The sequence below is a fragment of the Marinomonas sp. SBI8L genome (assembly GCF_001624705.1).
Taxonomy (GTDB): domain Bacteria; phylum Pseudomonadota; class Gammaproteobacteria; order Pseudomonadales; family Marinomonadaceae; genus Marinomonas.
This window is the reverse complement of the sequence record NZ_JSEO01000002.1, coordinates 293,155-316,229: the sequence shown is the minus strand read 5'-3', so window position 1 is coordinate 316,229 and position 23,075 is coordinate 293,155. Positions and strand designations below refer to the sequence as shown.

General features: G+C 38.8%; 22 protein-coding genes. 9 read left to right on the top strand and 13 right to left on the bottom strand.

Features of this window, described 5'->3' with window-relative positions:
* The 5 genes from trpB to OA91_RS03465 all read right to left on the bottom strand — a co-directional run bounded on the left by trpB (position 1) and on the right by OA91_RS03465 (position 5,751).
* Positions 1 to 1,209, bottom strand: a complete 1,209-nt coding sequence (gene trpB, locus OA91_RS03485; protein ID WP_046017370.1) for a tryptophan synthase subunit beta — start codon at positions 1,207 to 1,209, stop codon at positions 1 to 3.
* Positions 1,199 to 1,819: a phosphoribosylanthranilate isomerase gene (locus OA91_RS03480; protein ID WP_063337172.1), complete on the bottom strand. Its 621-nt coding sequence runs from the start codon at positions 1,817 to 1,819 to the stop codon at positions 1,199 to 1,201. The genes trpB and OA91_RS03480 overlap by 11 nt, the downstream gene beginning before the upstream one ends.
* A complete protein-coding gene (truA, locus tag OA91_RS03475) occupies positions 1,803 to 2,630 on the bottom strand; it encodes a tRNA pseudouridine(38-40) synthase TruA (protein WP_046017368.1) in 828 nt (275 codons plus the stop codon). The genes OA91_RS03480 and truA overlap by 17 nt, the downstream gene beginning before the upstream one ends.
* Positions 2,623 to 4,860, bottom strand: coding sequence for a FimV/HubP family polar landmark protein (locus tag OA91_RS03470; RefSeq protein ID WP_063337171.1), 2,238 nt, complete (start codon positions 4,858 to 4,860; stop codon positions 2,623 to 2,625). Before OA91_RS03470 ends, truA begins: the two co-directional genes overlap by 8 nt.
* 165 nt (positions 4,861 to 5,025) lie before the next feature.
* Entirely contained in the window at positions 5,026 to 5,751 is a 726-nt protein-coding gene (locus tag OA91_RS03465) for an EAL domain-containing protein (protein ID WP_046017366.1), read from the bottom strand.
* Between the two features lie 500 nt (positions 5,752 to 6,251).
* Between OA91_RS03465 and OA91_RS03460 the strand changes: the two genes are divergently transcribed.
* From OA91_RS03460 to OA91_RS03450, 3 genes are all read left to right on the top strand, one after another.
* Entirely contained in the window at positions 6,252 to 7,235 is a 984-nt protein-coding gene (locus OA91_RS03460; RefSeq protein ID WP_063337170.1) for a DUF1852 domain-containing protein, read from the top strand.
* Positions 7,236 to 7,261: 26 nt separating this feature from the next.
* Positions 7,262 to 8,314: a methionine synthase gene (locus OA91_RS03455; RefSeq protein WP_063337169.1), complete on the top strand. Its 1,053-nt coding sequence runs from the start codon at positions 7,262 to 7,264 to the stop codon at positions 8,312 to 8,314.
* Positions 8,315 to 8,540: 226 nt separating this feature from the next.
* A complete protein-coding gene (locus OA91_RS03450) occupies positions 8,541 to 9,452 on the top strand; it encodes a LysR family transcriptional regulator (protein WP_231870303.1) in 912 nt (303 codons plus the stop codon).
* A 172-nt stretch (positions 9,453 to 9,624) separates the two neighbouring features.
* Here the strand turns inward: OA91_RS03450 and groL are convergent, their stop codons facing one another.
* The 3 genes from groL to OA91_RS03435 all read right to left on the bottom strand — a co-directional run bounded on the left by groL (position 9,625) and on the right by OA91_RS03435 (position 12,213).
* Positions 9,625 to 11,271: a chaperonin GroEL gene (gene groL, locus OA91_RS03445; RefSeq protein WP_046017363.1), complete on the bottom strand. Its 1,647-nt coding sequence runs from the start codon at positions 11,269 to 11,271 to the stop codon at positions 9,625 to 9,627.
* Between the two features lie 55 nt (positions 11,272 to 11,326).
* Complete coding sequence (locus tag OA91_RS03440) at positions 11,327 to 11,614, bottom strand: co-chaperone GroES (protein ID WP_046017362.1); 288 nt, start codon at positions 11,612 to 11,614, stop codon at positions 11,327 to 11,329.
* Positions 11,615 to 11,745: 131 nt separating this feature from the next.
* Positions 11,746 to 12,213, bottom strand: coding sequence for an FxsA family protein (locus OA91_RS03435; protein WP_046017361.1), 468 nt, complete (start codon positions 12,211 to 12,213; stop codon positions 11,746 to 11,748).
* 46 nt (positions 12,214 to 12,259) lie between these two features.
* On the opposite strand from OA91_RS03435, the gene OA91_RS03430 reads away from it, so the two are divergent.
* Positions 12,260 to 12,562, top strand: a complete 303-nt coding sequence (locus OA91_RS03430) for an MGMT family protein (RefSeq protein ID WP_052702124.1) — start codon at positions 12,260 to 12,262, stop codon at positions 12,560 to 12,562.
* Between the two features lie 345 nt (positions 12,563 to 12,907).
* On the opposite strand, the gene OA91_RS03425 is transcribed toward OA91_RS03430, so the two are convergent.
* The gene (locus OA91_RS03425; protein WP_046017360.1) at positions 12,908 to 13,390 is read right to left on the bottom strand and encodes a YajQ family cyclic di-GMP-binding protein; all 483 of its coding nucleotides are present in this window, start codon (positions 13,388 to 13,390) and stop codon (positions 12,908 to 12,910) included.
* A 91-nt stretch (positions 13,391 to 13,481) separates the two neighbouring features.
* On the opposite strand from OA91_RS03425, the gene OA91_RS03420 reads away from it, so the two are divergent.
* Both OA91_RS03420 and OA91_RS03415 read left to right on the top strand, forming a co-directional pair.
* Positions 13,482 to 14,411 (top strand): ketopantoate reductase family protein, encoded by a 930-nt coding sequence (locus OA91_RS03420; RefSeq protein WP_063337168.1) that lies wholly within the window; start codon positions 13,482 to 13,484, stop codon positions 14,409 to 14,411.
* Between the two features lie 230 nt (positions 14,412 to 14,641).
* Positions 14,642 to 15,883: a methyl-accepting chemotaxis protein gene (locus tag OA91_RS03415; RefSeq protein ID WP_063337167.1), complete on the top strand. Its 1,242-nt coding sequence runs from the start codon at positions 14,642 to 14,644 to the stop codon at positions 15,881 to 15,883.
* Between the two features lie 62 nt (positions 15,884 to 15,945).
* On the opposite strand, the gene OA91_RS03410 is transcribed toward OA91_RS03415, so the two are convergent.
* Entirely contained in the window at positions 15,946 to 16,779 is an 834-nt protein-coding gene (locus OA91_RS03410; RefSeq protein ID WP_046017357.1) for a CvfB family protein, read from the bottom strand.
* A 64-nt stretch (positions 16,780 to 16,843) separates the two neighbouring features.
* Entirely contained in the window at positions 16,844 to 17,407 is a 564-nt protein-coding gene (locus OA91_RS03405; RefSeq protein ID WP_063337166.1) for a DUF1415 domain-containing protein, read from the bottom strand.
* 200 nt (positions 17,408 to 17,607) lie between these two features.
* Between OA91_RS03405 and OA91_RS03400 the strand changes: the two genes are divergently transcribed.
* Complete coding sequence (locus tag OA91_RS03400; protein ID WP_063337165.1) at positions 17,608 to 18,909, top strand: DEAD/DEAH box helicase; 1,302 nt, start codon at positions 17,608 to 17,610, stop codon at positions 18,907 to 18,909.
* Between the two features lie 61 nt (positions 18,910 to 18,970).
* The gene (locus OA91_RS03395) at positions 18,971 to 19,786 is read left to right on the top strand and encodes a substrate-binding periplasmic protein (RefSeq protein WP_063337164.1); all 816 of its coding nucleotides are present in this window, start codon (positions 18,971 to 18,973) and stop codon (positions 19,784 to 19,786) included.
* Positions 19,787 to 19,887: 101 nt separating this feature from the next.
* Here the strand turns inward: OA91_RS03395 and ribA are convergent, their stop codons facing one another.
* Together ribA and OA91_RS03385 are read right to left on the bottom strand one after the other, a co-directional pair.
* Positions 19,888 to 20,502: a GTP cyclohydrolase II gene (ribA, locus tag OA91_RS03390; protein WP_063337163.1), complete on the bottom strand. Its 615-nt coding sequence runs from the start codon at positions 20,500 to 20,502 to the stop codon at positions 19,888 to 19,890.
* A 150-nt stretch (positions 20,503 to 20,652) separates the two neighbouring features.
* The gene (locus OA91_RS03385; protein WP_063337162.1) at positions 20,653 to 21,144 is read right to left on the bottom strand and encodes an Lrp/AsnC family transcriptional regulator; all 492 of its coding nucleotides are present in this window, start codon (positions 21,142 to 21,144) and stop codon (positions 20,653 to 20,655) included.
* Positions 21,145 to 21,335: 191 nt separating this feature from the next.
* Here OA91_RS03385 and leuA point away from each other — a divergent pair, with 191 nt between their 5' ends.
* A complete protein-coding gene (gene leuA, locus OA91_RS03380; RefSeq protein ID WP_063337161.1) occupies positions 21,336 to 23,009 on the top strand; it encodes a 2-isopropylmalate synthase in 1,674 nt (557 codons plus the stop codon).
* Positions 23,010 to 23,075: the final 66 nt, after the last annotated feature.

Here is a 23,075-nt window from a genome sequence, read left to right as displayed (position 1 = left end):
TTAAACCTCAACCCCATCTAGCTCAGCGACAGTTAAAATATCTTTGTCACCACGACCAGATAAATTCACAACAACGATTTGATCTTTATCCATAGTGGCAGCTAATTTCATTCCATAAGCAACAGCGTGACTTGATTCTAATGCAGGCATAATTCCTTCTAGACGCGTTAAATCACGGAAACCGTCCATCGCTTCATCATCATTGATTGCGACGTAGTTTGCACGGCCAATATCTTTTAACCAAGCATGCTCTGGACCTACTCCAGGATAATCCAAACCTGCTGAAATAGAGTGAGTACCGCTAATCTGGCCATCTTCATCAGCCATAATATAAGTACGGTTACCATGAAGTACACCTGGTCTACCGGCTGTTAATGGCGCTGCGTGCTCTCCTGTTTCAACACCATTACCACCAGCTTCGACACCATACATAGCAACAGATTCATCCTGTATAAATGGGTGGAACATACCAATGGCATTTGAACCACCGCCAACACATGCAACGACAGCATCAGGTAAACGACCTTCCTGCTCAATGCATTGAACTTTAGTTTCACGACCAATGACGGCTTGGAAATCTCTCACTAACTTAGGATACGGGTGTGGGCCTGCTGCTGTACCTATGATGTAAAAGGTATCATCAACATGACTAACCCAATGGCGCATTGCCTCATTCAAAGCATCTTTTAGAGTCTGTGTGCCTGAATCAACAGGGATTACTTCTGCTCCTAGTAATTTCATGCGATAGACATTCAGGGATTGACGCTTAATATCTTCAGCACCCATGAATACTTTACAGTTTAATCCTAAGCGAGCCGCAACAGTTGCTGATGCAACACCATGTTGTCCAGCACCTGTTTCAGCAATAATATTTGGCTTACCCATATGCTTAGCTAAAAGCGCCTGGCCAATTGTATTATTGATCTTATGCGCACCTGTGTGATTAAGGTCTTCGCGCTTTAAATAGATTTTTGCTCCGCCAGCTTTTTCAGTCAGTCGTTCAGCAAAATATAGAGGTGACGGACGACCAACATAGTGAGCAAGATCTTTATCAAAAGCTGACTGAAACTCTTCATCTTTTGACATTTTCTCATAAAGCTCAGTTAGATCTTCCAACGCAGCCATTAGCGTTTCAGATACAAAAACACCACCATATTGACCAAAACGGCCATTTTGATCTGGTAGGTTATCAGCTATTTTATTGTCCACGTTTAGCTCCAGTTATAAATTGTTGTACTTTATTATGATCCTTAATGCCTTTTGATAACTCAACGCCCCCACTGACGTCGACTGCATAAGGTTGTACTTGTTCTACGGCCTGACGAATATTACTTACCGTTAATCCGCCTGCTAATATAATTGATTTGTTGGTATTTTTTGGCACCAACTCCCAGTTAAAGCTCTCCCCTGTACCACCGGGAACACCAGCTTTATATGCATCGAGTAAAATTGCACTTGCATCAGGATAGCTTTTAATTTCTAAATTAATATTGTCATCAGGTTTCACTCTTAATGCCTTTATAAAAGTACGATTATACTTCTGACACTCTGCATTACTTTCATCCCCATGAAATTGAATTACCCATCGATCATTTTTTTCAATCACTGAGTGAATAAGCTCATGTTCAGCATTAACAAATAACGCAACGGGTACAACAAAGGGAGGAAGCTGCTTAACTATTTCATTTGCTTTTTCAGGTTCTATATAGCGTGGAGATTTCTTATAAAAAACGAAACCCAGGGCATCAGCACCTTGCTCACACGCATGTAAGGCATCTTCAAGATTTGTAATACCACAAATTTTAACTCGGCAATTCATAACTTGGCTCTTCAAAATAAGGTAAAAAGTGCGGTCCTAGCGCTACCTTAGGAACTTTAAATTCTTTAGGGTATTCAGCATCGACAAAGTAGAGCCCTTCTGGTGGACCTGTTATCCCACCTTTTGTTCTATCTTTAGCAGCCAGCACTTCGCTTGCCCATGATACCTCTTCTTCACCAGCACCAATAGTCATTAAGACTCCAGCGAAATTACGTATCATATGATGTAAAAAAGCATTCGCCCTTATATCCAACACTATGTATTGACCAGACTGGTAAATTTGAAAATTTAAAATAGTACGAACGGGCGTATGAGCCTGACAACCAACCGCTCTAAAAGAACTAAAATCATGCTTACCAACAAACACCTTGGCAGCTTGTTGCATTTTAGTAATATCAAGCGTCTTGTGTGTCCAGGTCACCTCTTTAGACATAATGGCAGGACGTAAGGGATTGGAATAAATCACATAACGATAACGGCGACTAACAGCACTAAAACGAGCATGGAAGCTTGGATGCATATTCGCTGCCGCTACAACAGCAATATCTTTAGGTAAATTCGAATTTACACCAAGGGTCCAAGCCCTTTCACTACGCTCAACATCTGTTTCAAAATGAACCACTTGCGCACTGGCGTGAACACTAGCGTCTGTTCTACCGGCACATACTACTTTTACAGTATGTGCCGCTATTTTAGATAAAGCAGTTTCTAGATATTTTTGTACCGTTGGTACGTCATATTTTTGAGCTTGCCATCCTTTATATTCTGTTCCTTTATATTCAACAACTAACGCGACTTTCTTTTTACTCACTTGGTGACATCCGATCTATCATACTTTGAGACTCTGAAACTTGGGCTTCATTGCCTGAGGTAAGAACATCTTCAAGAATAACTCGAGCACCTTCTTCGTCACCCATATCCATATAGGCTCTCGCTAGGTCTAATTTTGTTGCGACTTCATCACCACTGGCATCGAAGAAGTCAAACTCTTCCTCTTCATCACTGGCCTCATCATCTTCTTTTGCATCTTCTTCTGTGAAGCTAGGAACAGCTAAATCATCATCTAGATCACTTTGCGCCTCTGTTAAAGACTCTTCAATGCTATTAGCTAGACTTTCATTCGGGTCTTCATCAAAGATCGCTGTTTCATCAATATCGTCTTGCTCTTCTGTGTCATTTAGAAGGTTGTTAACAAAATCTGCTTCTTCAGAATCTTCAACATCATCCTCTTCAAGGACATTTTGAGCGTCATCAAAAATATCTTCTTCTAACTCTGGTTCAGGTTCAATTGTTGGAATGTCTTCTTCATCAACAACCTCAAGGTCATCAACATCATCAATATCTAATCCAAAATCTTCTCCAACTTCTTCTTTCGCTTCTTCTAGATCAAGATCATCCGCAAAAGCACTATCATCAAAAATGTCATCACCAAAAGCTTCGTCACCGAACGATTCATCTTCAGCAGGCGTTTCTTCAACTGATTCATTGGCATCAAGGTCTTCAGCAAATGGATCATCTGCAATATCCATATCTAAGTCAGTATCGATATTAGCATCATCATCTACAGCACCATCAAAGTCGAAAGAGAAAGGATCATCATCTTCCTCTTCTTTCTCTGGTTCAGGAGTCATTTCAGGTACTGCCGCTTCTGCAAGGGCTACAGGAGCAAGTGATTCGCTTGCTAAATCAAAATCACTTAACTCATCACCCTCTTCCTTTTTTTTTCCAGACTTCTTTATTAAGAAGCCTATCAAGAAACCGAATACGAGAAGCAATACTGAGGCAATAGAGACAAATATAGGGTTTCCAAAGAAGCGATTAACAAAAGAGGCTTCTTCGGCCATTTCTTTCTCACGTCTTAATTGATCTGCTTCAAGTAGTTGATCAACAGTGTTTTTCTGTTCCTGTAGCGCGTTTTGTGCTGACATGAACTGTTGCTGCAATTCAGCAAGCTGAGCATCTTTAAGACTGATGAGCTCTTCAAGAGTCGCCAATTGTGAGTTCAAGTCATTTAACTTCTGACCAAGCTCTACTTTTTCACGGCTTTCTTTATCTAAATTTTCTTTCGTTGAAGATAGCTCTTGCTCAAGCTTAGCAATTTTTTCAGAACCACCGTCATTTGAACTTGCTGCGCCTTCTGGTAAAACACTCGCACCAGCGATTAATGACAGAGTATCCTCTGAAATGCCGCGTACTTTACTCGCTGGTTTTGAATTAGCCTGAGTATTTAATTGAGCAGACTCAATTTGCTTGGCAATACGGCCATTTCGTTTCAAATCCATCCAAGCTTGATTTTGTTTTTCAAACTCTTGCTTAGACATTGCTTTGTTAAATAAAGCAATTTGTTCTTTTGTAGGAAGCCTTAGGATGGCTCCCTCTTTCATCAAGTTAATATTGTTGGCATAAAAAGCATCTTCATTTAATGCTTGGATTGCCATCATGGTTTGATAAACAGTTAACTGATTGTTTGGTTTATTTCTATCGGCAAGCGACCAAAGAGTATTACCTTGAGACGTTGTGTAAGTGCCTTCAGTAGGCATAGACTCTAATAAACTACGCGCATCAACAAATGTTGTTCTATTGATCGTATTGTTGGCTTTTGCAACCTTACTAGATTGCACAACTTCTCCACCACCGCTCTCAACAAGTACACTTTCTTTTAATGGTACCTTGTAACCTCGAACAACCTTGCCACTTGGCCATCTAGCAGAAAGTACAAAGTCTAAGTTATCGACATCAAGCTTATCGCGACTAACAACATCAATGACTAACTTGCCATTACTTGGCTGTCTCACTTGAAATCTTAAGCGGGATAAAATTCTATTGGGGACTATTTCGGCTTGTCTGAATTCACTTTCACTACCAAGACGAATTCTAACTTCGTTTGGTTTTAGCGAATTAACATCTAATAATTGGATCTCAGCTTTAAAAGGCTCATCTGCCTTAGATATGGCGGTTAGCTCGCCAAGTTCTAGAGCATGTGCCGACGTAATGGATAGTGTGCTTGCCACAGCGATACTAACGAGCGTCTTCTTGAGCATAAGCTTCCCTTATTTCACCAAACTACTAATCAAAAGTATCATAAGTATCTTACAGGGATAGGGATTTATCAATAGCTTTAGAATCAATGGTTTGGCTAATCTTTGTGATTGAGCAAATACAAGCCAGTTTCCATTCTTTTTTGAGCCTGATTGTTGATATTTTAATCAAGGGCGCTGAATAAACTGTGATCGATACAAATAACCTTGTACATAATCAACCCCTAACTCCCTAGCGAAATCAAGATCACTCTCGGTTTCTATCCCTTCAAGTACAATTTTTTTATCTGATTGACGTCCAAACTCAATCATTTTCTTAGTAAAAAGCATAAAACGTTCGTCATCTGCCTTTTTGACCACATGCTTATCTAGCTTAATCACATCAACTAACTGCATAACCGATACAGATATCATTGATTTTGGATTACATAAATCATCTATTGCCGTCCCTATATCGTATGCTGCTAATGTTTCGATCATAGACAAACTCATTAGCGCATCATTTAGCTCAGAGTTTTCGATTAACTCCACCATCACCTGGTTTTGCTTGTGAGAGCGAATTAATTGCACGAATGGATTATCTATTCCAGTAACACCACTCGCAAAAAAAGCATCCTGATCTAAATTCACAAAGATAGTCTTATCTAATGGAGCATGCTCAAGTTGAATCTTCTTTTGTTCATATTCAACCTGATAAAGGCTTAGCAGGTTATGATGTAATGAAGCATAGACTAGGTCCGGCCTCAATGACTCACCAGTTGCCGTGTAAAATCTTGATAGCGCTTCATAAGCAATAATTTCACCTGTTAATACACAAACGATAGGCTGATACTCAACGCCATAACGCTTATTCTGTAACAGATCCAAAACCAACTGATTACTTAATGAACTCATCCAAAATCCCAACTAAATCAATATTCTACCTTTATAGATAGTAACAAACCCTTACCTTAATGACACTCATTCTCACGAAAAAAGACGCTGCTAAGTTTCGCCATTATCAGCTAGATCAATAAAGTGAGTGATTTTTTAACCTACAAGTTATACCAACCTTCTCTCTAACAACTTTAACAAGAACATGGCCGATATTAGTGACAAGAGGTTATTGCTTCGAAAGCCAAAACAAATATTCAGATTGTGTTCCTTATCACTCAAAACACAAACCTATGAAGCTTGATCATAGATCCATGAAATAAAATCGATTTTTTTCATGCTTTAAAAACCTTATAAATTATTCATCGCTTCACACAAAAGTGAAAATCAATGCGCATTTAACCAACACTTCTCCTTCAAGTGTTCATTGCTAATAAAGTTAAATGCTCAAAGAAGAGTACAGCAGGCCTCACAAAGGCTTATTTTAAATTCAGGATATATTGCAGATAAATGGATACCAGATGAACACAAATAACGCTTTCAATTTTTCAATTAGAAAGGCTTGTCTTGATGAGAACTATCAGCCATCAGACAAGACTCGCATTACAACAAACTTTGCCAACTTGGCTAGAGGTGAGCATAGTCAGCAAAATTTACGCAACGCCCTAAGCATGATCAACAATAGCTTTAATGCATTAGCCAATTGGGACAATCCTAATGGCAATCGCTATTCTGTTGAACTTGAAATAGTTTCTGTTGATATGAATATTGAAGGCATTAACCATAATTTCCCTAGCATTGAAGTTTTAAAAACCAATATTTTAGACAAGCAGGCTAATAAATATATTGAAGGCATAGTAGGAAACAACTTTTCCTCCTACGTTAGAGATTATGATTTCAGTGTTTTATTACCCAATCATAATAAAGACAAAAACAAATTTACTGTCCCTAATAATTTTGGCGACTTGCACGGAAAGCTTTTTAAATATTTTGTTAACTCTGATACCTACAAACAACATTTTATTAAGCAACCAGTTATTTGCCTTAGTGTTTCAGACAGTAAGACCTATCATAGATGCGAAAATCAACACCCATTACTGGGCTATGAATATCAAGCCAACGAAACATCTTTAACTGAGCAATACTTCAAAAAAATGGGGTTACAAGTTCGTTATTTCATGCCACCAAATAGCGCAGCACCTTTGGCATTTTATTTTTTTGGAGACTTACTAAACGACTACTCCAATCTTGAGCTGATTAGCACTATCAGCACAATGGAGACCTTTCAAAAAATCTATCGCCCTGAAATCTATAATGCCAACGCGGTTGCAGGTAGCTGCTATCAACCAAACCTTAACAACCTAGATTATTCAATAACTCAAATTGTTTATGATCGTGAAGAAAGAAGCAAGCTAGCGATTAAACAAGGCAAGTTCGCTGAAGAAAACTTCATTAAACCTTATCAATCTAAACTAGAACAATGGTCGGCTAACTTCGCACTTTAATTGCCTTGACACAGAGTACTTATATTATGAATACAAACAAAACCCTGCCATTGCTACCAACATCAACGGCTGGCAGTTTACCTAAACCTTCATGGATTGCTCAGCCTGAAGCACTTTGGTCCCCTTGGAAGCTACATGGGGAAGACTTAATTGACGGCAAAAAAGATGCACTTCGTGTTTCATTACAAGAACAACAGCAAGCCGGTATAGATATAGTTAGCGACGGAGAACAAAGTCGCCAACACTTTGTAACCACTTTTATTGAACATCTATCAGGCGTTGATTTTGAGCGACGTAAAATTGTAAAAATACGAGATAGATATGATGCTAGCGTCCCCACTGTTGTTGATAAGGTTTCTCGACTTAAGCCTGTTTTTATTGAAGATGCTAAATTTTTACGCCAACCAACTAATAAACCGATCAAATGGGCTTTGCCGGGCCCAATGACCATGATAGACACCCTGTATGACGATCATTATCATAGTCGAAAGAAGCTTGCTTGGGAGTTTGCAAAGATATTAAACCAAGAAGCAAAAGAGCTAGAAGCTGTCGGAGTAGATATTATCCAGTTTGATGAACCTGCTTTTAATGTATTTTTCGAAGAAGTGAACGACTGGGGAATCGATTGCTTAGAAAGAGCCATAGAAGGCCTTAAATGTGAAACAGCCGTACACATTTGTTATGGCTATGGCATTAAAGCAAATACAGATTGGAAAAAAACATTAGGTACTGAGTGGCGCCAATATGAAGAGGTTTTTCCAAAACTTCAAACATCTAATATCGACATCATTTCGTTAGAATGCCATAACTCAAAAGTCCCAATAGAGTTACTTGAGCTTGTTCGTGGCAAAAAAGTTATGGTTGGTGTCATTGATGTTGCAACAAACACTATAGAGACGCCAGATGAAGTTGCTCACACACTTCGTGAAGCACTCAAATATGTTGATGCTGATAAACTTTATCCTTCAACAAATTGCGGCATGACACCTTTATCTCGACAGGTTGCAAGAGATAAATTAAATGCGCTAAGTGCGGGGGCTGAAATAATTAGAAAAGAGATTCTATCTAGAAACTCATAAAGGTACTCATCATGGCTTGGCTTATAAAAACATTAAGCCAAGCCTTTTTCATAGAATCAATTTATCTTACAAGTACACATCTTGAACCATCCCTTAACAAAGGTTGGATCAAATAATTCCACTTAAATGAACGCTTCAATTTTTGCTACCACCCCCCCCCCTTCTCACTCAAAGAACTAAAAGATGAATAAAAATGATAGTATTTTAGAATCGATGAGTTTTACTCATGACAATTATATATTGGAGCCAACCAGTGCTTGAAAGAATCCACTTAGAAATACTAACCGCCATTAAAGAACATGGAACCCTCACCAAGGCTGCAGATTCATTATATTTATCTCAATCAGCGCTCAGTCACAGCATAAAAAAACTAGAAGGCCAGATAGCCACTCCAATATGGAAAAAAGATGGACGAAATTTACGACTAACTACAGCCGGTGAGCGCATTCAAACCCTTGCCAACAGAGTTTTACCTCAATTTTCGCACACAGAGCTATTACTGAAACAAATCGCTAAAGGCGAAGCTGGTGCTCTGCGTATTGGCATGGAGTGCCACCCTTGTTATCAATGGTTACTCAGAGTGATACAACCTTATCTGGAACAATGGCCAGATATAGATATGGATGTAAAACAAGAATTCCAGTTTGGTGCTTTAGGCGCATTACTAAGTTATGAGATTGATGTACTTATAACCCCAGACCCTCTTTATAAACCAAAAATTGAGTACATTCCTGTTTTTGACTATGAGCATAAACTTGTTGTGAGTGAATCCCATAAACTTGCAGACCAAGCATATGTTTTACCCGAACAACTTACTCAAGAGGTTTTATTTAGCTACCCTGTTGAACCTGAAAGACTTGATGTTTTCAGTCAATTTCTTAGTCCAGCAAAGTCCACAGTAAAAAAACATAAATACATTGAAACAACAGAAATCATGTTGCAAATGGTCGCAGCCGGACGTGGTGTTTGCGCCTTACCAGGTTGGCTAGTAGATGAGTACGCTAAAACAATGCCCATTAAGAGTATTCGCTTTGGGAAAAATGGTATCAGCAAACAGATTTTTGTTGGTGTTCGAAAAGATGAGCAGCATATCAATTATTTAAAAGACTTTATTACTCAAGCTAAAAAGACAAAATAACCAACTCTAGAAGCTGAGCTTGCTTAAAGATCAAGCACTTTGAAATAACTGAATATCAACATTGGCTGACTAGAGTTTAAATAATAAAGTTACTATTTAGACATAAAAAAACCCGAATACTGATATTCGGGTTTTTATTATGATATTGGGTTTCAGAATAAGAGCCTAGCTCTTACATCATGCCGCCCATACCACCCATTCCGCCCATGCCGCCCATATCAGGCATAGCAGCAGCTTCTTCTTTCGGGATATCTGCAATCATAGCTTCAGTCGTAATCATAAGACCAGCAACAGAAGATGCAGCTTGAAGTGCTGAACGAGTTACTTTCGCTGGATCTAGGATACCCATTTCAAGCATATCGCCGTAGTTACCAGTTGCAGCGTTGTAACCATAGTTACCTTCACCTTGCTTAACTTTATCTACAACAACAGAGGCTTCATCACCCGCATTTGTTGCAATCTGACGCATAGGCGCTTCCATTGCACGTAGCGCTAGTTGAGCACCAACTTCTTGATCTTCGTTGTCAGTTTCGATAGCTGAAACAGTTGAAAGTGCGCGAACAAGAGCAACACCACCACCAGCAACGACACCTTCTTCAACGGCTGCGCGAGTTGCGTGAAGCGCATCATCAACACGTGCTTTCTTCTCTTTCATTGCAATTTCAGTTGCCGCACCAATCTTGATAACTGCAACGCCACCAGCAAGCTTAGCAACACGTTCTTGCAACTTCTCTTTATCGTATTCAGAAGTTGAAGATTCAATTTCAGCACGGATCTGAGCTACACGACCTTGAATTGTCGCTTCATTACCAGCACCATCAACAATTGTTGAACTTTCTTTTGTCAAAGTTACACGCTTAGCTGTACCAAGTTGTTCAAGAGTCGCTGTTTCTAGGCTCATACCGACTTCTTCAGAAATCACTTCACCACCTGTTAGGATAGCAATATCTTGAAGCATCGCTTTACGACGATCACCAAAACCAGGTGCTTTAACGGCTGCAACTTTAACAATGCCACGCATGCTGTTTACAACTAGTGTTGCTAACGCTTCACCTTCAACATCTTCAGCAATAATTAAAAGAGGACGTGACGCTTTAGCAACACCTTCTAGAATTGGTAGCAAATCACGAATGTTTGTGATCTTTTTATCAACCATAAGGATGAATGGGTTTTCCAAATCAGCACTCATCGTTTCTTGGTTGTTGATGAAGTATGGAGAAAGGTAACCGCGGTCAAACTGCATACCTTCAACGACATCTAGCTCATCATCAAAACCAGAACCTTCTTCTACAGTGATAACGCCTTCTTTACCAACGCGCTCCATTGCTTCAGCAATGATTTTACCTACACTTGAATCAGAGTTAGCAGAAATAGTACCAACCTGCTCTACTGCTTTTGTATCTGCACATGGTTGAGATTGTGAAGCGATTTGCGCTACAACAGCTTGAGTTGCTTTATCGATACCACGCTTAAGATCCATTGGATTACGACCCGCAGCAACAGACTTAAGACCTTCAGTAACAAGTGCTTGAGCTAGAACAGTCGCAGTTGTTGTACCATCACCAGCAACATCGTTTGCTTGTGAAGCAACTTCTTTAACCATTTGAGCACCCATGTTCTCAAAGCGGTTTTCTAATTCGATTTCTTTCGCTACAGATACACCATCTTTAGTTACTAGAGGCGCACCGAAAGATTTTTCAATTACTACGTTACGACCTTTTGGTCCAAGAGTAACTTTTACAGCATCAGCCAAAACATTAACACCTTTAAGCATTTGCTGGCGTGCGCTATCACTAAACTTAACTTCTTTAGCAGACATCTTTATTTCCTAAAATTCGATTATTTATTATTTATTTACGTGTTAGGCTTAAAACTTAGCCGATAATGCCGTAGATCTCTTCTTCTTTCATGATCAAAAGTTCTTCACCATCTAGTTTGATGGTTTGACCTGAGTACTGACCAAAAACAACTGTTTCGCCAACGCTTACAGCTAGTGCAGCAACTTCACCGTTTGACTGAATACGACCAGTACCTACTGCAACAACTTCACCTTGTGTTGGTTTTTCAGTTGCTGAACCTGGTAAAACAATACCAGAAGCTGTTGTTGTTTCTTCTTCTTTACGACGTACAACAACACGATCGTGTAACGGACGAATATTCATTGATCTTTTTCTCCAATATTAAATCAATACCAAGTTTTCTTGGTTTTTTTAAAGCCTACCTAAAAGCAGGAGTTTGTTACTGTTTTTTGATAATGAGGCTGCCAAAATACTTTTCAACCCCATAGTTAAAATTATTTTTTATCTAGCATGTCTTTGTCTTCATTACGGTATTCACCTTCAAAGGTGTCCCCACCTTGGTCAAAGGCAGATCCGTTTTTATTCCAAGCAGCGTGCATATTGACACGGCTACTAATAAATTTGACCAAAAATATTGCTGCTATGCTTTTTCGAAACATTGGCAACAACAATAAAGCGCCAATTGTGTCAGAAACAAAGCCAGGTACAAGTAAACATACACCAGCTAAGCCCAGCATAAGACCCTCTAACATTTCATTAGCTGGCAATGCACCTTGACGAATTTTTTCTTGAGCACGCATCATGGTTTGCGCACCTTGCTTTCGAATGAGGTTGACGCCTAAAATGGCAGTTAAGAAAACTAAAGCAATTGTTGTTAGTGTTCCAATTTGACTTCCCACTTCAATTAAAAGCATCATTTCGACAATTGGAAATAATATAAAAACAATCAGTGCAATTCGCATATATACCTTCTCTTAAACATTCTTTATTTCTATGTAAGGCCGAACCATGAGTAATCAAGCGATGGAGCAGTTTAAATTAATATTATTCACTCAATTACATCACATACCCAAAGGTGAATTAATTACTTATGGTGGTCTAGCAAAACGTTCAGGGCAAGCTAATTATGCGAGGCAAGTTGGCAGGATACTCAAAATGTTGCCAAAAGACACAGAGCTACCTTGGTTTAGAGTCGTTAAATCTAACTTTGAGATCGCTTTTGAACAAGATTCTGACGCATACAACAGACAAAAAGCACACCTTGAGGAAGAAGGCTGGCTAATAAAAGGTCAAAAAATCAAAAAAGCTTAGAGAAACTGAGATAAAAAACAGCCCGACTCAAAAAGAGTGTCAAACAAATCGGAGCATTGTCGTAATCTAGGTACTTTTCGAGAGGCTGCAGCATAAGATGTCGTTTTTCTGGGGCTTCACGTAGATATTATTCAAGCACTCAAAAAGCACTCCCTAAAAGCCTTATCTATAAAGTTGGTAGCCTTATCAAAAGAATAACTATTCAGTTACCTCCCTCACCATAAATTTAAAGATTTTATAAACGCAATAAAGCGAGAAGACTTATTCGCAAATTTGCTTAACACCCTATTCTTTTAAGGCATAAAAAAACGCACCCAATGGTGCGTTTTTTTAAATCACAATAACTTAGTCTCTAAAGTTTGTGAATTGAACAGGTACATCTAATTCTGCACCTTTCAATAACGCCATAACTTGCTGCAAGTCATCACGCTTCTTACCTGTAACACGAAGCTGCTCACCTTGAATTTGAGCCTGCACTTTCAGTTTGGCGTCTTTAATCATCTTAACCATTTTCTTGGCAGCAGGGGCTTCGATGCCTTCTTTAACCGTAATTGGTTGGCTAACACGCATATTACCAAGGGTAGCATCACCTCTTTCAAGGCTTTTAAGGTCAATGCCACGCTTTACCATTTTTTGAAAAAGCATTTCAAACATTTGTTGAAGCTGCGGTTCAAATTGCGCTTCCATTACAATTGATTTGTCTTTGACAACAAACTTAGCTTCTACACCTTTAAAGTCATAACGGGTTCCAAGCTCACGATTAGCTTGATCTACAGCATTTGACACTTCGTGCCAATCCAGTTCATTCACCACATCAAAAGAAGGCATTTTTCACTCCTGTCATTTTAAATCTTATTAATTGCGGCGATAATAACAGTAAATCTTATTAATTACAGTGATTTAAACAGGATTATTAACTTTGAAAGGCAACAACGAAAATTGGTTGATCATAGGTGCTGGTGCCATTGGGTTACTCTGGTATAGCAAGCTTGCTGACCTTAAAATTAGCGTTACCTTATTGCATAGAAGCGTACAAAAGCTTGAAACATTAATCCTTGAGAATAATCTAGGTGCAAAAAGCTACCCGCTTAAGGAGTTAAGTAATTCATGGTTGAATAATGGCAACACTGCGCAGACGTTCAATCGTATATTGTTTTGCACCAAATCTTTCGACCTAATTAATGCCTATAAAGAAAACATGGCGAAGATTAGCCCTGACGCCCAACTTATCACACTATGTAACGGCATGGGCTCTCAACACCAACTCGCAGAGATACTTAAGCCCACACAAACACTCTTTATTGCAACGACAAGTGAAGGCGCGCTTAAGCTTGCACCTAATAAAATTAAAAGAACAGGTGAAGGTGACATTTATATTGGTGCTTTAGATCACTCAAAACGGCCACCACAGCCATTTTCTCGCTTTTATACAGGCGATATAGTTAAGAAGCTTTATTCAAAGCTTGCAGTGAATGCAGTTATTAATCCATTAACTGCATTTTTCGATATTAAAAATGGTCAACTTTTGAATGCTCAGTATTCCCACTTCTATCTAGCTTGCCGTGATGAGGTATGCCACTTTTTAGTTGCTAAGGGTTTTGTGCAATCAGACTTAGCTAATCTGATTGATCAAGTTGTTGAAAAAACGGCTCAGAACCGTTCATCCATGCTGCAAGACTTTTCTTCTCAACGCGAAACTGAGATTGACTATATTTGCGGATTTCTAATTGCTGAGGTCGATAAAACTGAATTACGGCTACCAATTCAGTCGTTTTTACTTGAATGCATCAAGAAAAAGCTGGATCACACCAAAAAGCTTAGTGATCTATCTGGCTTAATCTCCTTTTAGCAACAAAAACAAACATATACTTATCAAGTGGATAACACCAATTCAGTTCAGAATGCGAGCAATATATTTCAACTTTCACATAATGAAATTTCTTTACCGTATATTCGCCTTTATTAATTGATAAAAAACATAGGTCTATTTAGAGTTAGTAAATCTGAGTACGGACCTGTAACAAGACGACTCAGATTTACTACCGATAAGAATATTTAAAAATAGGTTGAAATAGATTTATGGCTGACGTAAAAATTGGGTGGCGTGACCGCATTTTAATGAATATTAGTTTAGAAACTAAGTTCATTTTACCTTCCATCTGTGCATTGTTACTAACACTCTTCCAGCTTTACCAACACTACCAATTAGAAGCATTACTAAAAGAAAATCAAATAGCACACAATGCTATGTCATCATCAAGCCTTGCCGTACTCAGCACTGTAGCAATTGTATTTATCTTTTTGTTGGCAATATCCATTGCTCAAAACATCATGCCTTTATTGAAACATATTATTCGCGTAATGCAGCAAATTGAAGCCGGAGATCTGAATCAAAGAATCGGGTTTTCTGGAAGTGATGCATTTGGCCTTATTGGTTGTGCCGTTGATAGTACAATCAATAAACTCGTGAAATTAATAGAATCGGTTTCGATTGCTTCAAAACAAGTCGCTAACCAAACAAAAGAAATAGATAGGCTTTCTAACTCATCTCAAACTCACCTGTCAGGCCAACATGAAGAGTTGGTGCGCTGCTCCGATGCTGTTTTACAGTCGACTCAAACAGCTAATGATTCCGCTCAATATTCTGAACAGGCAGATGAGGTTGCACAAAACTTACACGGCAATATGCAGGAAGTGAATACTCAATCAGAGGAGCTTATCAAATTAATGGTGCAACTTAGTACTGAAATGCAAAGCTCCTCAAAAGCCAGTACAGAGCTGAGAAACACCTCCCATGAGGTTAAATCTGTTCTTGATGTCATTAATGGTATATCCGAACAAACTAACTTATTAGCGCTGAATGCAGCAATAGAAGCTGCACGTGCTGGCGAGGCAGGTCGTGGCTTTGCAGTCGTTGCTGATGAGGTACGTGGTTTGTCTGTGAGAACTCAAGAAGCGACAATTGAAATTCAAAGCATGATTGAAAACCTAGAAAAAACCTCTGAAGAGCTTGTTCAAAAAGTAGAAAGTGGTGCTAGAGAAGTTCAACATATTTCAGACAATGTAAACGGTTCTAAGAGCAAACTGACTCAAATGACAGAGCTTATTAAAACATTAGCGGATTTAAATAGTGAAAGTGCCCGTTCAGCAACAGCGCAAAGGGAAGCGTCTGATAAGATGTACCATGATGTTAAGCAAATTCAAGAGAGATCTGAATCTTGTCTACAAAATATGAATGAGATTATTAACTCCAAGGTTGTTTTAGTTGATACAGCAAGCCATTTAGAAGTGGCATTAGATGAGTACAATCACAGCAGCTAATAGCCCAGAAACTAAAAAGGCTATGTCATATGAACATAGCCTTTTTTATTAACACAAAAGCACTAGAGTTTAGTTACTTTTTCTTTAGTCAGTAATATTTTCTTATCTTTATAAAGTGCTCCTAAGGCCTTTTTAAAAGTCGCCTTACTTACTTTAAATACGGCGTAAATTGCTTCTGGGCTACTTTTATCCGTAATTGGCATTTCACCATTATGATCATCAAGATATTGCAAAATATCACCAAGAATACCAGTTACCTTCTTATAACCAACTTCTTGTAGACTGATATCAATTTTACCATCATCACGAACACGCTTAATGAACGCTGTAACTTTCTCGCCTTTGCGTAACTGACGAAACGCATCTTCAAAGAACAAAACACCCCAAAAACGATTATCGATGACACACTTAAAACCTATATTTGTTTTATCACCGATAATGGCTTGAACCTTATCGCCTGCTCTATAAGGTGGTTCCTCTCTGTTTAACAGTGCGTCAACACGAGTTGTACCTACTAAACGGTTTGTATTCTGATCAAGATAAACAAACATTAAGTGGGTCTCACCCTCTTCGATTGTATTTTTTTGCTGGCTAAATGGCACCAACAAATCTTTAGGTAAACCCCAATCAAAAAATGCACCAACACGGTTATTTGCAACACAGGTTAATGCGGCAAACTCACCTACCTGTGCTTTAGGTTCAAGCGTCGTTGCGATTAACTCATCTTCTGAATCTAGGTATATAAAAACCTCTAAATCATCACCGACTTTTGTTCCTTGTGGCACATACCTTTTTGGCAATAACACATCGCCAAACTGGTGCGCATCTAGATACACACCAAAATCTTTTTCTCTTATTACGGTCAATGTTTGTTGACGACCAATAGTTGCAGCCATGAATTCTCCGGCATTTTTAAAATTTAAATCTATTTTGATTACTAATTAGCAATCAAATGTTCGTTTATTCTGCGCTTTCAGGCTTTAGACAAGATTGTAAGATGGTTTCTACTTTCTCAAGACCCATCTCCTCCATTAAGGCAATATTGTCATCTGGAATACCTGTTGTATCACCATAAAATTCTATGGCTTTTTCAACACTCGCTTCTCGAAGCAAATGAATCATTGGGTAAGGCGAGCGATTGGTATAATTTGAGACATCATCCTGCTCAACACCATCAAAACAGTAATCCGGATGGAAAGTAGCTACTTGATAAGTACCTTCGTAGCCTTGTTCAAACATAATATCTTCTGTCATAGCGACAAAGTCTAAATAGCTTTCAAAATCACTAAATAAAGTTGGGAACACAACTAAACTAGTTTCTGTTTCTGTGTTCTCATCTAACCATGCAATTTCTGCCATCAACTCTTCAAGAGCAAAGGCTGTCTTTTTTGATCGAACAACTGATAGACGAATAGAGTCACGCTCTACCTCACGTTTAGCAAAAGGACAAACATTAAGATCAACGATAAAAGACGTCACCCATTTTAATGTTTGCTTGCTAACCAACTCATCTGAGTTTTGCATTTAATTACCTCTAAAATTTATGTGGGCATTTTAGTGGATTTGCCCTACGTGGGTCTAATAATCTTTCAAACAATTGTAAGGTTTTAATAGAATAGTAAACTCTCCAGCCTCATTTACATTAGATATGCTGATTTAGCCCAAAAAAAAGGGTATTATCCGCAACCTTATTTAGTCAGATCAAACCATTATAGAGACCGTTAATGTCCTTTTCAGAATTAGAATTAGACCCAACCATCGAACAAGCCATCATTCAACTTGGCTTTAAAGAACCGACAGAAATTCAAAACCAAGCAATTCCTGTGTTAATGGATGGAGAAGATTTATTGGCGAGTGCACCTACAGGTACAGGTAAAACCCTGTCTTTTTGTGCACCAGCAGTACAGCATATTCTGGATCGTGATGAGGCTTCAACTAATGCACCTAAGGTACTTATTCTTGCACCAAGTCGTGAACTAGCTCGTCAAATTTTTAATTTGGTACGTGAGCTATTAATCCATACTCGTATTCAGCCTCAACTTATCGTTGGCGCCACACCTTACGGCATGCAGCAGCAACAACTGAGTGAAGACTGCGACATTCTTGTGGCAACACCGGGTCGATTAAAAGAATTAGATGACAAACAATGGCTTGATTTAAGTGATGTTAGCTACTTTGTCATTGATGAAGCTGACCGTATGCTTGATATGGGCTTTGCTAACACTATTACGGCATTAGTTAAAGAATTGCCAAAAAACCGTCAGACAGCAATGTTATCAGCGACTTTGGATGGCGATAAACTGGGTCAGCTTGCTGATAAGATTTTTCAACAAGAGCCAGAAACGCTGCAAATTAATGACTCAACACGTACAGTTCCTTCTCAAATCAAGCAAGTTGCTTACCGTGTTGATGATGATGCTCATAAAGAAGCCATAGTAAAACATCTTCTTAAGCAGGAAGGTGTTCAGCAAGCATTACTCTTTGTTTCAAATAGAGACCACGTTGACGTATGGGTTAATAAAATCAGAGCCCTTCACATTATGTGTAGTGGATTACATGGTGAAATGAAGCAAGGCGATCGAAGTGAGCATATGAAACAAATGCAGAAAGGACGCCTTCAGGTTTTGGTTGCAACGGATGTCGCAGCGCGAGGTATAGATTTACCTGAGATAAATACTGTCATTAACCTGCGCTTACCGCAAAAGTCAGACTCATATGTACACAGAGCAGGTCGTGCATCTCGTGATGGAAACCCTGGCACTTGTGTATCTTTAGTGGATAGTACGGATCTCGCTATGATGGAGAAGATCCAACGATACATGCAATCGTCTATCAAGTTTGGTCGCATTGAAGGCTTAGAAGCCAAAACAAAAGTTCGTTCTCCTGCTGCAAAAAGCAAAAAGAAAAAAGCGCCGAAACTTGATAAAAAAGCAATTAAAGCGGCAGCAACAGCTGAAGAGAAAAAACAACGTAAAATTCAGCGCAAAATTAATCTTCAAAAAATGAAGAAAGCACTGAAAGATTAGTCATAAACCAATTATAAGTGAGGGTGATATTTCACTCTCACTTTAAGCTAATTCTATCGCTATGATTCGTTACTTAATAATTTGTTTAGCATTATGTTTTTCCGTTACAGCTAGCGCAGAAACGACAAAAGTACGATTAGTCACTTCAGAGTTTGCCCCTCTTCAATACGGCAATAACAACCCAAAAGGCTATGTTGTAGACCTTTTAGATAAACTCAGGCCAATTTTACTTAAAAAGCATAATATTGAATTAGGTAATATTGAGTTTTTCCCATGGCGCCGAGCAATTCAAATAGCCTCGAATGATAAAAACACCCTCTTTTTCTCTCTATCGAGAACCCCACAGCGAGAAAACAAATTTATCTGGATGGCTGAAGTTTCACCTTATCGCCAAGCGATCTTTTCATTAGAAAAAACAGGCAAAAACCAATCAGAAACGCCCTTTAATAACTGGCAAGAACTAGTCCACTCTCACCGAATACTTGCCATACAATCCGGTAGTCAGCTTCAAAACTATGTTTCAACGGATTTAGCCATGCTAGATGAGCAGCTTTACCCTGTTACACACTATTTAATTGCAATAAAAATGTTATTCGCTGGTCGTATCGATTTCTTGCCGTTAACAGAGTTTTTGGCTAAAGGCACCTTATGTCGAAGTGGCTACCCGAGTGAAAGGTTAAAGTATAACTTTACGATTAATGAGTTTGCTAACCCTTTGTGGGCGGCGTTTAGCCATAATACTGATAAAAAAGTCATCAATTCAACTCGTCATGAAATGCTTAAAATCAGTCAATCGAATTGGTATGAAACACATCAAAATGACGTTATAGAGAAATGGAACCAAGAGCAGTGTCGTAATCTTGCAAGAGCCAATTAATGCTTGTTTTTTTCAGGTCGAGATGACTAAAAAAGGCACTCAAAATATTTGAGTGCCTTTTTTAAACTTGCTTACTTTTAACCTAATTAAAAAGCAAAGTCTTATTTCTTTAGCTTTTCTGAATCTAATGTGTGATTCATTTTCTGTGCTTTAGTCTCAAGATACTGACGGTTATGATCGTTTACATGAACACCTGTTGGTAAAATCTCAACGACATCAATACCATTCTCAGCCATTTGCTTTGCTTTATCAGGATTATTGGTTAAAAGACGAATCTTAGTAACACCAACAGCTTTAAGCATTTTTGCTGCAATCGCAAAATCCCTGTCATCCTGAGGTAAATGCAGCATTTCATTAGCTTGGTAAGTATCATAGCCCTGATCTTGCAGGTCATAAGCATCAAGTTTTGCATACAAGCCAATCCCACGGCCCTCTTGACGTAAATAAAGAATATAGCCAGCTTCAAGGTCAATCTTATCTATCGCTTCATCTAACTGTTCGCCGCAATCACAACGACCTGAACCAAACACATCACCCGTTAAGCATTCCGAATGGATTCTTACTAAGGGTGTTTCGTTGTTTTTTTCTTTGCCATCAAAATGAATAGCAATATGTTCTTTACCTGTCTCATCACCAGAAAAGGAAATAAACTCGGCCATAACATCACCTGCACGGACCGGAATGACGACTCGACGTCTTTCTTTCAACTCACTCATATATTCATCTCTACCTTGATTGCCATGACATGCAATTAATCTAATGAAGGCATAATGGGGTTCATTTTTAGTTTTTAAAGTCGTAATTTCATTTTACTTAGCTTTATAAGGTCTTAGCTCATTATAAAAACATCGCATATCATACTTAGACTAAGGAGTTGCCTTGACTGTCTTCGTTAAGTGCTCCAATGGTAAACTTGTTCTATCAATTACCTTCTGCATCAAAAAACTTGAATGCACATCGGTCACACCAGGAATACGTAGTAATCTCACCAATAGAAATTCCTGATACTTGTCCATATCTTCAACCACAACTTCAACTAAATAATCAGCAGAATGTCCTGTAACCAAACTAAGAGATTTTACTTCAGGGTAAGAGGTTAAACTTGATTCAAATAGCTCAAACCTATCTGGAGTATGACGATCCATACTCACTTGAATAAATGCAGTTAATTTTAAGCCTAGCATTCTCTGGTCAAGCAAGGTAACTGATTTAGTGATAATACCAGACTCTTCGAGTGACTTAACCCGCCTTAAACAAGGTGACGGCGATAAACCTACCTTATCGGCCAATTCCTGATTAGTTAAGCTAGAATCTTGCTGAAGTACCTCAAGTATTCGTATATCTATTGCATCCAACATAGGTTATCACCATAAAATTTCAACATTTAAAAATATACCGCAATAATATTGCCAAAATAACTATTATTTTTATAAAAACGCAATTTTTTATCCATAAAAAAAGGTTAAACTAGCTTACACAACATAAGCATATGAGTTTAAAGAGATTATCCATCTCAAGAATGACTATCTAAAGGGATAAAGGAAAAATAATGAGTAACTTCGACCACACAAAATACCGTCCGTTTACACCAGTCAGTTTGCCTGATCGTACTTGGCCTGATAAAACCATTACTAAAGCACCTATTTGGACCAGTGTTGATCTACGTGATGGTAACCAAGCCCTGGTTGAACCTATGACGGTAGAACAGAAGAAAGAACTGTTTAAATTATTGGTTGATGTTGGTTTTAAAGAAATTGAAATTGGATTCCCTGCTGCTTCTCAATTAGATTTTGACTTTTGTCGCTGGTTAATTGAAGAAGATCAGGTGCCTGCTGATGTAACCTTACAAGTATTAACTCAAGCTCGCCCAGAGTTAATCGAACGTACATATGAATCTTTGATTGGTGCACGTCGTGCCATTGTACACGTCTACAATTCGACCTCGACAACTCAGCGCGAACAAGTTTTCCGCATGGATAAAGAAGGCGTAAAAAGCATCGCTGTAAACGGGGCCAAGTGTGTTAAAGAGTTCGCAGAGAAGTACCCAGATACTGAATGGGTTTTCCAATACTCTCCAGAAAGCTTTACTGGTACAGAAATGGATTATGCGGTTGAAGTTGTTGATGCTGTAACAGAGGTTTGGCAACCAACACCTGAAAATAAAATCATTATTAACCTTCCTGCTACAGTAGAAGTCTCTACGCCTAATCGTTACGCAGATCAAATCGAATGGTTTTGCCGTAATGTTGCGAAGCGTGATTGTATGTATGTCAGCTTGCACACACATAATGACCGTGGTTGTGGCGTTGCCGCTGCTGAGCTTGGCATGATGGCGGGTGCCGACCGTATTGAAGGTACATTATTAGGTAATGGTGAACGTACTGGTAATATGGATGTTGTTACCATGGCAATGAATATGTATAGCCAAGGTGTTGATCCAGAACTTCAACTTGGTGATATGGACCGTATAGTAAGCGTTGTTAAAGCAGTTACAAACTTACCAGTTCACCCAAGACACGCTTACGCAGGCGAATTAGTTTTCACTGCTTTCTCAGGTTCACACCAAGACGCTATCAATAAGTGCTTGGCTAACCAAACAGCTGATAAGCCTTGGGATGTTGCCTATCTACCAATCGACCCAAGAGATTTGGGTCGTACATACCAAGAAGTGATTCGTGTAAACAGTCAATCGGGTAAAGGTGGTGTTGCTTACACCCTAGAACAAGAGCATGGTTTAGCCTTGCCTCGTTGGTTGCAGGTTGAGTTCAGCCCTGTTGTTCAAATTTTTGCTGAGCAAGACGGTGGCGTTGTAAATGGCGATACCATGAAGCAATTGTTTGAAGATACTTATTTAACAGGTAATTCACCTTATAAACTAGGTAAGTATGAACTGCAAAAAGATGGTTTAGATACAGTTCGTGCAGACTTGGCTATTGATGGAGAGATTATCAGTATTCATGGTCAAGGCAATGGCGCCCTATCCGCTTTCAGTCAAGCATTGAGTACACACTTCAATCTTAAGTTAGATGTTGTTCAATACCAAGAGCATGCACTAACTGGTAGCACAGACTCTCAAGCTATCACTTATGTTCAAACTAACATTAATGGTAAACGCTATAACGGTGTCGCGATAGATGAAGATATCGTATCAGCATCAATGCAGGCATTAATTGCGACTGTTAACCAATATACAATTGCCAATAAAGCTCAAAATGTTGCCTAGGCTATCTGTTACTTACAAAGACATTTGCCTTTAGGTACAAAGCTTAAAAACTATCACCGGCTCAAT